We start from the raw sequence: 14,129 nt of genomic DNA on the forward strand, positions 1-14,129 counted from the left end.
TTTCACTTTGCAATTATTATCTAACCATTTTTGAATGGTTAATCTTTGCCGACATGAAGAATAGCAAGGAAAGCCTCTTGCGGAAGCTCAACGTTACCGATTTGCTTCATACGCTTTTTACCTTCTTTCTGCTTCTTCAATAGTTTCTTCTTACGACTCACATCACCACCATAACATTTTGCTATTACGTTTTTACGTAACTGCTTAACGGTAGAGCGAGCAATAATGTGGTTACCAATCGCGGCTTGAATTGCAATATCAAACATTTGGCGAGGAATGAACTCTTTCATTTTCTCAACCAACTGGCGACCACGAGTTTGAGAGTTATCTTTGTGCGTGATAATTGCCAATGCATCTACTGTATCACCATTGAGCAATACATCTACGCGAACCATGCTTGATTCTTCGTAGCGATGAAAGTTGTAATCCAATGATGCATAACCACGAGAAGTGGATTTTAGACGATCAAAGAAGTCCAAAACAACTTCTGCCATAGGCAGGTCGTAAGTCAATGCGACTTGGTTACCGTGATAAACCATATCCACCTGAATACCGCGTTTTTCAACACAAAGCGTAATAACGTTACCTAGGTAATCCGATGGCACTAAGATATTACAACGTGCGATTGGTTCACGGATAGCTTCTAAATCGTTAACTGCAGGTAGTTTAGCTGGGCTATCTACATATAAAACTTCGCCGTTAGTTTTCTCAACTTCATACACTACAGTTGGTGCTGTAGTGATTAGGTCAAGGTCATATTCACGCTCTAGACGCTCTTGAATAACTTCCATGTGAAGCATACCCAAGAAACCACAGCGGAAACCAAAACCTAGTGCAGCTGAGCTTTCTGGCTCATAAAACAGTGACGCATCGTTTAGGCTCAATTTGCCTAGCGCATCACGGAAGTTTTCGTAATCATCTGATGATACAGGGAATAGACCTGCGTATACCTGAGGCTTCACTTTTTGGAAACCTGGCAGTGCAGTTTCACAGCCGCCTTTAGCGTGAGTTAAAGTATCGCCTACTGGTGCACCAAGAATATCCTTGATACCACAGACAACCCAGCCTACTTCGCCAGTATTTAACCCATCTGTATCAATACGTTTAGGAGTAAAGATACCTAGACGATCCACACCCCATACTTGGCCTGTGCTCATCACTTTAATTTTGTCGTTTTTCTTTAGCTTGCCGTTTTTGATACGCACAAGTGAAACAACGCCAAGGTAGTTATCAAACCATGAATCGATGATCAACGCCTGTAATGGGCCGTCAGGATCACCTTCTGGTGCTGGGATCGCTTTCACGATTTCTTCCAACACTTCATCAACGCCAAGACCTGTTTTCGCCGAACAGCGCACAGCTTCTAAAGCATCGATACCAACGATCTCTTCAATTTCTTCTGAAACACGCTCAGGATCAGCAGCCGGAAGGTCAATCTTGTTAAGGATTGGCACAACCTCTAGATCCATTTCAATAGCGGTATAACAGTTAGCCAAAGTTTGCGCTTCAACACCCTGACCTGCATCAACCACCAGCAATGCGCCTTCACAAGCAGCAAGTGAACGAGATACTTCGTATGAGAAGTCTACGTGTCCTGGAGTATCGATGAAGTTCAATTGATAGGTTTCCCCATCATTTGCTACGTAGTCTAAGGTCACACTTTGAGATTTAATGGTGATACCGCGTTCTCTTTCAAGATCCATAGAATCAAGAACTTGCGCCTCCATTTCACGAGAGCTAAGACCCCCACAGACTTGTATTAAACGATCTGATAGGGTGGATTTACCGTGGTCAATGTGGGCAATAATCGAAAAGTTACGAATGTTCTTCATAGTAAGGTGTGGTTAGACTCATACAAAATTGAAAGGGGAAATGATGTTTACACTCATCATTTGGCTCAGATTGGCAGATTCTACCGAATTTCGGCGCTTGTCGCTATCTTCATTTTACTTCTAGTGGCTGACCTAAGGTGCGAATTAAGGTGACTTGCTGCTCAGATTGGTGATTAGTACGCTTTAATTTAGCTTTTACTACTGCCCCACCTATACACGCAAAGCCTACGCCAAGCACTATGCTCAGCCATTCATGACCATCTAACATCACATTAGAGATTTCGGTGCCGACTAGAGCGCCAAGGAACAGGAACAGCAAAGGCACTAGATACACTAAGGCTGCCGCTGACAGTAGGGCTTTTTCTGGCAAGCCTATTTCAACAATATCGCCTTTGGCGACGACGGTTGAGGTAGTCACTGACCAAGCATGCTCTTTATTGCCTATGGCTTTGGTCACCTGCCCTGTGGCACAGCTTGATTTAGAGGCACAGCCACTACAACTGGTCTGTTGCTCACAGGTCAGATCGACTTTAAATACCGCTTCATCGGTTTCAGGTGATGACACTTGTGTCACTTTGGTCACCTGAGCTAATGCATTCATCATGGTCTTTACACCTAGCTAGTGGAAAGTCACCGATTGTAATATACGCTGCGCCGTACGTGGAGGAATATCTCCGACTACTATGACTTCATGTTTGTTCATAATAGCACTTTGTAGCGTACGTCTGCCTTGTCGCACCAATTGACGCTTCAATGATTGGTCATCTTCTGGGGCGACATAAATAGAAAATTGAAATAATCCATCGGAATATATTTGGCTTTCAACAATGCGATCTGAACCAAATAATGGATGACTTTGCATTTTTTTACTTACAAAGCCTTTTGGCATCCACTCGGCATTCCATGAGATCTCATCCACACTGCCATCTGGCAAAGTAACCACATCCGGTAAAGTTGCTTTTTCAAGCCCCTTCATAATTGGAATCAAGTGATCAGAAATAGAATAAGACACGGTTCTGTATTGCTCGATGATTTCGCCGTCACGATCAATAAGATCAGCACGCAAAGGCAGCGCTGTTCTTTCATCAATCCACATAATGTAAGAGTAACGCTGTCCATCTTTTGGCACCACGCGAACTACTTCACTTGGAGCGCCCGCTTCGCGTGCACGTCCAACTTTGACAAAATCGTAATAGAGTTTTAGCTTGTCTGGGTTAATGCTAAGCATAGGCATTAACGGCGCAACCATTTTATCGGATGCGATGGTAAAAGGGTCAATGCCGGGCTCGATGTAACTGATCTCTCCACCACGACGAATCACTTCGCGCACGGGTCCACTTAAATACAACAGCTGAGCAAATCGAGTGTCATTGTCATTTGCTTGGCGATACACCAAAGGCTCAATACTACTCTTTCGAATCAGCACATAGGACATCTCGTAGTTGAGAGTCTCAGTTGCAGTACTCATTTTGTAGATTAGGGCCTCAGCTGAGTTCTCATCAGCTAAGGCTAAAGGAGAGGCTGTTAAGCTGAGCAGCGCGCACACACTGGCCAGAAATTTCTTCATTTGATTTCCGTTTCTACGTCAGAGCTCGTTTCGCTATGGTTTAGGCGAAGCTGTAGCTCATAGTCTTGCAATACTGTATTGATACGGCGACGTTGCTCGGCAAGTTGCTCATCTTTCGCTGAAATGTTGCTAGACTCTGACTTAGCTCGCACTGAGTCACGAGTTAAGCTCACAGGCTCTGCACTACCTGCAATAGGAATAGTTTGTAGCACAGGCAGTGTTTCAGGCGCTTGTGACGCATTACCGTCTACGCTACCGCCGTACTGCTGAACTCCCACAATAACCGCAAAAGAAACGCAAGCAGCCACGGCTACCTGACCAAATTGGGTGAGCCATTGAGGAAGGCCTTTTTTAACTGTCGCTGGCGTTGGTTGTTCTTCTAGCATTGGATGCACATTGCTTGAGTGAGCTGGCTCATCTTCAAGGGCAAGTGCGACTTTGCTAGCAATATCCCAGTCTGCGCCTTGTTTTGCATCACCACGCATAACATCACCAATGAGATGGTAATTTTGCCACGTTTGTTGAGCATCCTTCTCGTGTTCTACCTCAGAGATCAAACTCAAGTCTACCGACTCTCCATCCATCAATGCTGAGATTTTCTCTTTGTTAGACATTACATTCACCATTGTGATTATTTTCTAACGCTGAAGAAGCGGTTGCATTTTTTTCTCTACCGCTTCTCGAGCTCTAAATATTCGCGAACGAACTGTGCCCACTGGACACTCCATAACGGCGGCTATGTCTTCATAGCTCAAACCATCAAGTTCTCGCAACGTCATTGCTGTTTTTAGATCTTCGGGCAGTGCTTCAATTGCATTGAAAACTACCTCTTTCAATTCATTGGACAACGCTAAGTTTTCAGGGTTCGAAATTTCTTTTAGCGCATTACCAGTTTCTATATATTCAGCGTCTTCAGCATCCACATCCGTTGCAGGCGGTCTGCGCCCTAACGCAACAAGGTGATTTTTTGCGGTATTGACCGCAATACGATACAACCAAGTATAAAAGGCACTTTCTCCCCTAAAGTTAGGGATAGCACGATACGCCTTAATAAAGGCTTCTTGGGCTACATCAGCGACATCACTTTGGTTGTTCACATACCTAGAGATCAAGTTACACACCTTATTTTGGTATTTAACCACCAAAAGATTAAAGGCTTGCTTGTCTCCATTTTGAATCCGCTCAATCAATACCTGATCGGTCAACTGCTCGTTCATTCGAGCTTTTACTCCTATGTTCAGCTCTCATCTTCTCAGATATGAGTTTTATCAATGCATAATGTATTATTGACACCATCGATTACTAGAGCACTATTGTGACTCAATCGAGACACAAAAGTTCATTTTGGTTATGTTTTTTTTATAACTTGGTCCAAAATGTGATGTACTAGACGCTTGATGGCCACTAGAAACGAACTTAAGTCTAAGATTAAAAACTTGATACAACGCATTGCTTTGCGCGACAACTAGTAGTCGAATAGTAGCACCCTAGTCCTCGTCTGGGTTAAGAACACGTCAAAACTATAAGATATAAAGTGTTCGACGAGTGGTTAATGGAAGGCGATAGAGCCTAATCGAAATAGGATAAAATATATCAATGAATTCAATCGCTCAGCATCAATGTGATGTATTGGTTATCGGTAGTGGTGCCGCAGGACTTTCGCTAGCCCTTCGTGTCGCAAAAAAATCTAAAGTTATTGTGTTAAGTAAAAGTCTAAGCCGAGAAGGGGCTACCTTTTACGCACAAGGCGGTATCGCCGCGGTATTTGATGAATCAGATACTGTAGAGTCACATGTAGAAGACACGCTGATTGCAGGCGCTGGCTTATGTGAAAAAGACAAAGTTCAGTTTATTGCTGAAAACGCCAAAAAATGTGTGCAATGGCTTATTGATGGCGGCGTGCCTTTTGACCAAGAAGAGTCACAAAAAAGTGGCGAGCAGCCTCGTTATCACTTAACTCGTGAAGGTGGTCATAGTCACCGCCGCATTCTGCATGCCGCAGATGCAACAGGCATGGCAATGCAAACTTCTTTGCAAGAGAACGTGCTAAACCACCCTAACATTACTGTGCTAGAACGCCATAATGCTGTTGACCTTATCACCGAAGATAAAACCGGTGGTGACTCAAGCAAAGTGGTCGGTGCTTATGTATGGAACCGCGACTCAGAGCATGTAGAAACAATTGCCGCAAAATTTGTCGTACTTGCCACAGGTGGCGCATCAAAAGTGTACCAATACACCAGTAACCCAGACGTATCATCGGGTGACGGTATCGCTATGGCATGGCGCGCAGGTTGTCGTGTGGCTAACCTTGAGTTCAACCAATTCCACCCAACGTGTCTATTCCACCCAGAAGCACGTAACTTTTTGCTGACTGAAGCACTTCGTGGTGAAGGTGCATATCTGCGTCGTCCTGACGGCACTCGCTTTATGCCCGATTTCGACCCGCGCGAAGAACTTGCGCCACGCGATATCGTTGCTCGCGCCATTGACTATGAAATGAAACGTTTAGGTGCAGACTGTATGTACTTGGACATCAGTCATAAATCAGCTGAATTTATTACTAAACACTTCCCGACTATCCACCTACGTCTGCAAGACCTAGGTTTAGATATGACTAAAGAGCAAATCCCAATTGTTCCTGCAGCGCACTACACCTGTGGCGGCGTAATGGTAAACCCTCAAGGGCAAACCGATGTGGAACAACTATATGCAATTGGAGAAGTGAGCTACACCGGACTACACGGTGCAAACCGCATGGCATCTAACTCATTGCTAGAGTGTGTGGTATACGCTTGGTCTGCCGCTGAAAGCATTCTTGAGCAACTGGATGATGCACAAATGCCCGGCAACCTACCTTGTTGGGATGAAAGTCAGGTAAATAACTCTGACGAAGAAGTTGTTCTACAGCACAACTGGCATGAACTAAGACTGTTTATGTGGGATTACATGGGCATTGTACGTACTGATAAACGATTAGAGCGTGCCCTACACCGCATTCAACTGCTACAACAAGAAGTGCACGATTACTACAGCAACTTCCGCGTATCAAATAACCTGCTTGAGTTACGTAACTTGCTGCAAGTGGCGGATCTTATGGTGCGCTGTGCAATGGAGCGTAAAGAGAGCCGTGGCTTACACTACACGCTTGATTACCCAGAGATGCTTGAAGAAGCTAAACCGACTATTTTGGTGCCTCACCATTCCAATAGAACATACCCTAACTAGGCTATATGTAACCGAAAACTAAAAAGGCGCTCAATGCTAAATGATATTGAGCGCCTTTCTTTTTGTTCTGTTTATTTTTCAATAAGATAAATTACGAGCGTACTTTACTTAAATTGTGTGCCACAACTTTGTCGACCATAGCGGCTAGCGCTAAGTTTTCACTGCGTCCATGCCCCATAACCCAAGTAAACAAATCTGGATCATCACACTCAAGCAGCGCTACAAAGTCTTTCTTTTCTTGCTCGGTTAGCTCGTCAAAACACTCTTCAAAGAACGGCATAATCACGACATCCAGTTCTAACATGCCTCGACGACACGCCCATTTAATACGCGCCTTTTGTTCAGGTGTATACATGCTTTACCTCAAATTAAACTCATTCCCTTGATTTGAGTGTAACAGCACTCAACCAAGGTAACTATTAGATCAATCACAGTAATTTAGTATTCAGAAATAACCAAGGAAAAATGCTGAAAACAAGCTAGGGTAATAAGTGAATGACTCGATTGGTTTTATTACTGAATATTATTGAAAATAGTCTCTTAACTAAAATTCCGCCCTTAGACATCAAGCCAAATTCTGATTACCATAGACAAAACGACTGAGTTCAAGGAACCACTATGAGCGCGCAACCTTCTGTATCTTTAAACACCCCACCTTTAGCATGGACTGAATTGGCTGACTGGCAATCGATCACTGCAATAGGGGAAGAAAGTAAGTCTTACCTGCAAGGCCAAGTGACGTGCGATGTTGTGCAATTAGAGGCGACAGAAGCTACTTTAGGCGCCCATTGTGATGCAAAAGGTAAAATGTGGAGTCTATTTCGCTTATTTCACCACAAGGGTGGTTACGCTTTATGGCAACACAAGTCAGGTATAGAGACCGCACTTCAAGAAATCAAAAAGTACTCGGTATTCTCTAAGGTTGATATTGAAATCAACTCGCAACAAGTTAGCCTTGGCATACTTGGTGAGCAAGCCGAAGCCTTCATAGACTCAATAAGTGAAAACACTGGGGATGTACGAGAGCTTGGTTTTGGTAGCGCAGTAAAAATTGACGCTATGCGCTGGCTATTACTAGTAGATGAAAGTGCCGTTGCTGCGCTAACTGAAAAATTAACCGATGCAGAAAAAGTACAACCGAATTATTGGGACTACTTTGATGTAAGAGCAGGACTTCCTCGCCTTACCGCGGCTCAACAGAACACCCATATTCCTCAAATGCTAAACCTACAAGCATTAGGTGGTATTAGCTTTGAAAAAGGCTGCTATACCGGACAAGAGACGGTAGCCCGCGCCAAATATCGCGGTACTAATAAAAAGGTAATGCGCTTAATCCAAGGCAAGGGAAATGCAACCACTCCATTCACGTTTGAACGTGCCGTCGGCGACAATTGGCGCGGAGCGGGTGAAGCTATTGCTCAATATTGTAATGAAAATGGGGATGCTCTGGCTCTGATCGTACTGAACAAAGATATTGAGTTTGATACTCGCTTTAAACTGGCAGGCGATAGTGACGCATTCTGGCACTTAGTTGAGTTGCCATACGATTTAGACGAATAAAAACGTAATTTACCCCATAAAAGCTCACAAAAACCTTACACTGAAACCTAGTTCTCAAGAGCTAGGTTTTCTACTTTTTATAAACAAACACCCTTCATACCTGACTCTGTTACCTCCTCTTACATCCTTATCGACTATATTTACCCATAGTGATAGAACTTTTTCTAACAACACGCTGTCTATATGAATGTAAGCGCACTGATAGTATATTTTATCAGCACGTATAACTAGCGATGGGGAAGTGGTCACTATTAAAATTCAACCAAGACCACAAAACCAGATAAAAACGTCAAGAAACCTAGGTGTTCTGTTTATTAATCTAGTTGCATCACAATTTTGTAGAACAAACTATTTATAATGTGCCCCGCCATGGAGGCAAAGAATAAATTAAAATTATAAAGGTATCAGAAATGAGACTGTTCAAGCGTTATGTTCCAAGCATGATTGCAAAACACGTAAGTAGGTTATTCAAGGGAAGAATTTTCATTTACGGTATTGGTAAGTTTGAGTTTGATAATGGGAAGTTAATCCTCCCACATCACGCCGAAGAGCGTCACTTCAAAGCAGTAACTGAAGTGAACACTGAGGTGAAAAGGCTTAGAGCTTGCTATATTTAGTTGGCTAAAATAAGGAGGCAATTGCCTCCTTTTTTATTAGTTAGTCACACACTTTTATTTAGCCAGTTTTGGCAGGTCGCCTTTTAGGCCAAGGGCGTGACGTATCACTTCATTTTTCATTCCGGGCAAGGTCCCGACTAGGCTCATGCCTACACCACGAAACAGTTTCTTTAAAGGATCATCTCCAGCAAACAACTCTTTGAAGCCTTGCATACTAGAGATCATTTTGACCGCTTCGGCTTTTCTCCAACGCTCAAAATGACGCAAATTGGCGTATTCACCAATATCTTTGCCCTTGTTCCAATATTTTTCTATTTCTTCAGCTAACGTTGCGGCATCCAGTAAACCTAAGTTCACGCCCTGCCCTGCTAATGGGTGAATGGTATGCGCAGCATCACCGATTAACGCCACTCGCTGTTTCGCAAAATCACGAGCGTAGCGCATTTTTAAAGGTATCGCCGTGCGACCACTAAGCTGCTTTACCTTACCTAAACGCATATCAAAATCGACCGCCAACTGTTTGCAAAACTCTTCTTCGGTCGCTTGCATCAGTTGCTGTGCTCTATCGGTGTTTTGCGACCACACTATAGAGCATAAATTAGGCTCATGTAGCGGTAAGAAGGCTAATGGCCCAGAGGGAGTAAACACCTGTCTTGCCACATGTTGATGCGGCTCTTCCATCTCGACATTGCTGACTATGGCGGTATGCTCATAATCCCACTCAGTTAATGGGAAGTCTTGTTGCTGACGAACCCAAGAGTTTGCGCCATCGGCAGCCACCACAAGTTTGGCGGTCAGGTTTTGTCCATTATCTAAGGTGAGCCAAGCTTCTCTTTCGCCAACCGCTAAATTAGTGCAAAGATTGGCATGGAATAAGGTGACATTATCTAGCGTTTTGACTTGCTCAAGTAAGGCGTGTTGAATAATTTGATTCTCAACAATATGCCCAAGGTTATCTTCAAAAAGATCAGCGGCTGAAAAATCAATGCTAGAGAAAGCGTCTTTTTCCCAGACTTGCATAGCAGTGTAAGGGGTATAGCGGTTATTTAAGATCTCTGGCCAAGCACCTAATTTGTGCAGTATTTTTTCACTGGCTCGGCTCAGCGCTGAGACTCTTGATGCAGGCTGTTCACTCACTTCAGTCGGTGCATTGCTTTCAATAATCGCAATTCGAATGTCCGTCTCTTTGAGTGCCAAGGCTAGGGTTAGCCCGACCATGCCACCACCGACAATCACTAAGTCTACATTTTTAATCATTGTATGTTCTACACCAGTCCTAGACTACGGTTCTTGACCGGGCCTTGTATACAGGGGGCTATGTCGAAGATAGCAAGCCCTAGGTTTCTAGCTACCACCATAGGTAACCAATCATTTGAAAATATTCTGACCAATGCTGAGGTCATGTCACAAGTTGCCTCGCGATCCGCTTCTCGGTTATCTCTAAATTGGGCTAAACAGGAATAATCGCCACAATCGGTATGCTGAGCCAATACATCAACCAAGCCTGCCACATCACGAATGCCCAGATTAAACCCTTGCCCTGCAATAGGGTGCAAGGTTTGCGCCGCATTGCCGACAAAGGCTATGCGATGATGAATTAAACGTTCACGCTTATGCAGTTGTAAGGGATAACTGGCTAATGCGCCCACTTTATCAAACCGCCCTAAACGCCAACCAAATTCTTGCTGTAATTCATCTAAGAATTGCGCTTTACTCCAAGACAGAGCCTGTTGCAGCATCGGCTCTTTCATACACCACACCAGTGACATACGCTTACCTGTCATAGGCAATAATGCGACTGGACCATGGGAAGTAAATCGCTCATAAGCTTGATTGTTGTGCGCTTTATCTAGCTCTATATTGGTAATCAGCGCATGCTGCTCGAAATCATCGAGTGATTTAGGGTTTTTAATCAGCTCTGCAACTTTAGAATTTGCGCCATCCGCCGCCACCACTAATTGCCCGCATAAACGAGTACCAGATTCCAATACCGCCTCAATATGCTGCTGTTGTTGCACGATATCGACAATGGCATCTGGACAAAAAACGTCTATGTTCGCATCAAGCTGTAATTGCTCTCGGTATACCGCGCCAACATTAGCAAGCTCAACCACTGCGCCTAACAAGGGCTTATCCAACTGCTTGGCATTAAAACCGGTTTGTGCGAAGTGTCCACGATCTGACACATCGATACGATTAATCGGCGTGGCATCACTAGAGAGTGCTTGCCACAGCCCATAACGACGTAACAGCTCGATACTTCCCAAAGATAGGGCTATCGCTCTAGAATCGAATCCGGGGTGCTGTAGTGACTCAGAGAACGCTTCTACTACAGCCACTTTTTTATTGGCGGTACGGCTTAACGCTAGCGCGAGTGTCGCCCCGCTCATTGCGCCACCAATAACAATCACATCGTACTGCAATAGAAAGCTTCCTTCTTACTTAACTCACTAAACTCAATTAATGAACAGTCTTAGACTCTGGTTTTGCCGGTTTGCGACCTAATTCAGTGTGAATAGTCAGTACGCACACTTTAACATGTTCAAGAACTTGCTCTAAAAGCGCGGCTTGTTCTTCTTGATCATCTTCTGCATCCACTTCAAGTTTTGCAATTTCTAGCAGGTCTTGCAGGGCTTCTTTGGTTTGAGCACTAGCCTTATTCATCTGTGCATCAATTAAGCCAAGCCCCGAGACAAAGTGACTTACCCACTCCGCCATTGCTTGTGCGTACACCTGAATATCTTGGTCTTCAGGTAGCAATGTGCTTAGCTCAAAATTATCATCCGCCAATTCAGCACGAGCCAGTTTAAGGCTTTGTTCAGCAATCGCTAGACACGCCATCGGCCAACCCATTCCATCATTGGTGTAGTCAAATAATAGGGATTGCCATGCTTCGCTATCGTTGCTTAATCCACCGCTTAACATGCCAATTAGAAGACCATGCATTTCAGCAGGAGTAATTGCAATTTCTGCTGTCTTTAGTTCATCAGCAACGGTGAGGTAATTAGGTAAAGAGATCTGACTCATGAGGTACAATTCCTATTAGGGATTAATCGCATTATCTTATCATTTGACTGGAACTCATTACAGATGCAAATCAGCATGCAAACTAGTCAGTTCTGTTCAAATACTACTATGCTTCTATATCAAGAATGTAGATCAAATGAGCAAATTGCTTTGTTTCTGACTAGTTAGCACCATAACCTGATGCTCATGTTCGGAAAAGCTTGAATCTTGGTGGGGGTTTTTCTATAGTTTCTTGCCTGTATGTGCATGGGATGCACAGACTTTTGGAGCAGCAATGAGTTATCTAGCATGAGCAGTCAAGCAGTTGAAGTTGAAATTTTAGGTAAGATCACTCGAGTAAATTGCCCTGTCGGCAAAGAAGATGCATTACGACAGGCTGCACTTAACCTTGATCAACGTATTAAGGATATGGCGGACAAAACAAAAGTCGCTAATACCGAGAAACTCATTACCATAGCAGCTCTAAATATTTGCTATGAATTGTTAGAACAAGAGGCAAGTAGCGAAATTCAACAAGATATCGCGCAGCGCCTTGAGTTTCTGGATGACAAGCTAGACAAAGCTCTAACGAAAGAGTAAAAAAGTAGCCAACTGGACGGCAGAATTAAAATTACCCTGGGGTGTGCGTCAGCTGGATTTATGTCCCTGAGCCGATAAGCAACCCTTAAGGGTTAGTACTTGATGGCTATTGAGCAAGCTCGACTCGTATCGAGAAGCCTACGGTCCTCATTGCTGATCCGCCTTGAACCAGCTGGTTCAAGGGCCAAAATCCGCAACGGCACTCTGGGGTCCCTCATGCAATTACCCGCAACTCGTAACGAGATACGTAAGCACATTCGCACGCTTCGCAGTGCACTCACAACGTCTCAACAAACTTTTGCTTCCTTGCAATTAATTGAGCAATTTAAACAACTTCCCGAGCTTACTCAGGCTAAACATATTGCGCTGTATTTGGCGAATGATGGCGAAATCAATCCCGAATTAGCCATTCAATGGTGCTGGGAAAACAACATCAATACTTATGTTCCTGTGTTGCACCCTTTTGCAAAAGGCCATTTGCTTTTCCTTAGACTCACCCCCACCACTGAACTCATAGCCAATAAATACGGTATTTTCGAACCTAAGCTATCTGTGAGCAATATTATTCCTGTCGCTGAACTTGATGTGATATTCACGCCACTGGTTGCCTTTGATGTACATGGGCATCGTCTAGGTATGGGCGGCGGATACTACGACCGAACGTTAGCACCTTTTATTGACGGCAATGGTCCAAAAGCGATTGGTATTGCCCATGACTGCCAGCAGCTTGCCGAGCTCCCTATCGAAGAGTGGGATGTGCCGCTCAATAAAATTGTCACTCCCAGCAAGACTTGGAATTGGTCACTTTCATCGTAAGCACTTGATTCAAATATTTCACAGATGAGTATATACTCTTGCTGATCCCTTTACTCTCGATCTGGAGAACTAGAATGACCCAAGATGAAATGAAAAAAGAAGCTGGTTGGGCAGCACTTAAATACGTTGAAGCTGGCGCAATTGTCGGTGTAGGAACAGGCTCGACCGTAAACCATTTTATTGATGCCTTGGGTACAATGAGCGATAAAATCAAAGGGGCTGTGTCTAGCTCTATCGCATCAACTGAGAAGCTAGAAAAATTAGGTATTAAAGTATTTGATTGTAACGACGTAGCTTCACTGGATGTCTATGTTGATGGCGCTGATGAAATTAACGCTAATAAAGAAATGATCAAAGGCGGCGGCGCAGCGCTAACTAGAGAAAAAATTGTTGCGGCTATTTCTGAAAAATTCATCTGTATTGTTGACGGCACTAAAGCGGTTGATGTTCTAGGTAACTTCCCTCTTCCTGTGGAAGTGATTCCTATGGCTCGCTCATATGTTGCTCGTGAACTGGTAAAACTTGGTGGTGACCCTGTTTACCGTGAAGGCGTTATTACTGATAACGGCAATATCATTCTAGATGTGCACAGTTTAAAAATCAGCAACGCCAAGCAACTTGAAGATCAAGTGAATGCACTACCGGGCGTAGTAACTGTTGGTCTATTTGCGCATCGTGGTGCGGACGTAGTGATTACCGGCACACCTGCTGGCGCTAAGATCGAAGAGTAATAATATATATATTTCGGCTTTAACAATAAAGTTAATACACTGATTTTATTGAACATTAATGAAAGCAGAGGCTAAAAATAGCCTCTGCTTTTTTTTTATTGTAATTTTCTTACCCAAACTGTTCTTTTTTTGATAATTTAAAGACAGCCTACTTTGGAAAACGTTTGCTTTT

The 14,129-nt window shown here is 43.7% G+C and carries 15 protein-coding genes and 1 other RNA gene; 7 read left to right on the forward strand and 9 right to left on the reverse strand.

Annotation, left to right across the window (positions count from 1 at the left end; all coding sequences use genetic code 11):
• Positions 1-38 precede the first annotated feature (38 nt).
• From lepA to rpoE, 5 genes are all read right to left on the reverse strand, one after another.
• Positions 39-1,832, reverse strand: a complete 1,794-nt coding sequence (gene lepA, locus OCU38_RS10545; protein ID WP_261823041.1) for a translation elongation factor 4 — start codon at positions 1,830-1,832, stop codon at positions 39-41.
• A gap of 109 nt (positions 1,833-1,941) precedes the next feature.
• Complete coding sequence (locus OCU38_RS10550; RefSeq protein ID WP_261823042.1) at positions 1,942-2,436, reverse strand: SoxR reducing system RseC family protein; 495 nt, start codon at positions 2,434-2,436, stop codon at positions 1,942-1,944.
• A 15-nt stretch (positions 2,437-2,451) separates the two neighbouring features.
• On the reverse strand, positions 2,452-3,399 hold the full coding sequence (gene rseB / locus OCU38_RS10555; RefSeq protein ID WP_261823043.1) for a sigma-E factor regulatory protein RseB: 948 nt from the start codon (positions 3,397-3,399) through the stop codon (positions 2,452-2,454).
• Positions 3,396-4,013, reverse strand: a complete 618-nt coding sequence (locus OCU38_RS10560) for an RseA family anti-sigma factor (protein ID WP_261823044.1) — start codon at positions 4,011-4,013, stop codon at positions 3,396-3,398. The genes rseB and OCU38_RS10560 overlap by 4 nt, the downstream gene beginning before the upstream one ends.
• Positions 4,014-4,037: 24 nt before the next feature.
• Positions 4,038-4,616 (reverse strand): RNA polymerase sigma factor RpoE, encoded by a 579-nt coding sequence (gene rpoE, locus OCU38_RS10565; protein WP_023404996.1) that lies wholly within the window; start codon positions 4,614-4,616, stop codon positions 4,038-4,040.
• A 379-nt stretch (positions 4,617-4,995) separates the two neighbouring features.
• Here rpoE and nadB point away from each other — a divergent pair, with 379 nt between their 5' ends.
• On the forward strand, positions 4,996-6,627 hold the full coding sequence (gene nadB, locus OCU38_RS10570; protein ID WP_023404995.1) for an L-aspartate oxidase: 1,632 nt from the start codon (positions 4,996-4,998) through the stop codon (positions 6,625-6,627).
• Positions 6,628-6,718: 91 nt separating this feature from the next.
• Here nadB and OCU38_RS10575 read toward each other — a convergent pair whose 3' ends face one another.
• Entirely contained in the window at positions 6,719-6,982 is a 264-nt protein-coding gene (locus tag OCU38_RS10575; protein WP_261823045.1) for an FAD assembly factor SdhE, read from the reverse strand.
• A 263-nt stretch (positions 6,983-7,245) separates the two neighbouring features.
• Here OCU38_RS10575 and ygfZ point away from each other — a divergent pair, with 263 nt between their 5' ends.
• Entirely contained in the window at positions 7,246-8,187 is a 942-nt protein-coding gene (ygfZ, locus tag OCU38_RS10580) for a tRNA-modifying protein YgfZ (RefSeq protein WP_261823046.1), read from the forward strand.
• A 410-nt stretch (positions 8,188-8,597) separates the two neighbouring features.
• The gene (locus OCU38_RS10585; RefSeq protein ID WP_021712297.1) at positions 8,598-8,804 is read left to right on the forward strand and encodes a DUF1107 domain-containing protein; all 207 of its coding nucleotides are present in this window, start codon (positions 8,598-8,600) and stop codon (positions 8,802-8,804) included.
• A gap of 54 nt (positions 8,805-8,858) precedes the next feature.
• Here the strand turns inward: OCU38_RS10585 and OCU38_RS10590 are convergent, their stop codons facing one another.
• From OCU38_RS10590 to OCU38_RS10600, 3 genes are read right to left on the reverse strand one after another with little or no spacing between them, the layout of a single operon-like run.
• On the reverse strand, positions 8,859-10,061 hold the full coding sequence (locus tag OCU38_RS10590) for an FAD-dependent 2-octaprenylphenol hydroxylase (protein WP_261823047.1): 1,203 nt from the start codon (positions 10,059-10,061) through the stop codon (positions 8,859-8,861).
• Positions 10,062-10,069: 8 nt separating this feature from the next.
• Positions 10,070-11,227: a 2-octaprenyl-6-methoxyphenyl hydroxylase gene (gene ubiH, locus OCU38_RS10595; RefSeq protein ID WP_261823048.1), complete on the reverse strand. Its 1,158-nt coding sequence runs from the start codon at positions 11,225-11,227 to the stop codon at positions 10,070-10,072.
• 37 nt (positions 11,228-11,264) lie between these two features.
• Entirely contained in the window at positions 11,265-11,831 is a 567-nt protein-coding gene (locus OCU38_RS10600; protein WP_261823049.1) for a YecA/YgfB family protein, read from the reverse strand.
• A 288-nt stretch (positions 11,832-12,119) separates the two neighbouring features.
• Here OCU38_RS10600 and zapA point away from each other — a divergent pair, with 288 nt between their 5' ends.
• The 4 genes from zapA to rpiA all read left to right on the forward strand — a co-directional run bounded on the left by zapA (position 12,120) and on the right by rpiA (position 13,957).
• Positions 12,120-12,410 (forward strand): cell division protein ZapA, encoded by a 291-nt coding sequence (gene zapA, locus OCU38_RS10605; RefSeq protein WP_023405094.1) that lies wholly within the window; start codon positions 12,120-12,122, stop codon positions 12,408-12,410.
• 30 nt (positions 12,411-12,440) lie between these two features.
• A non-coding RNA gene (gene ssrS, locus OCU38_RS10610) (6S RNA) lies at positions 12,441-12,625 on the forward strand.
• Between the two features lies 1 nt (position 12,626).
• Entirely contained in the window at positions 12,627-13,226 is a 600-nt protein-coding gene (locus tag OCU38_RS10615) for a 5-formyltetrahydrofolate cyclo-ligase (protein ID WP_261823050.1), read from the forward strand.
• Between the two features lie 74 nt (positions 13,227-13,300).
• On the forward strand, positions 13,301-13,957 hold the full coding sequence (rpiA, locus tag OCU38_RS10620; RefSeq protein WP_261823051.1) for a ribose-5-phosphate isomerase RpiA: 657 nt from the start codon (positions 13,301-13,303) through the stop codon (positions 13,955-13,957).
• Positions 13,958-14,129: the final 172 nt, after the last annotated feature.

Source organism: Vibrio neonatus (assembly GCF_024346975.1).
Lineage (GTDB): Bacteria > Pseudomonadota > Gammaproteobacteria > Enterobacterales > Vibrionaceae > Vibrio > Vibrio neonatus.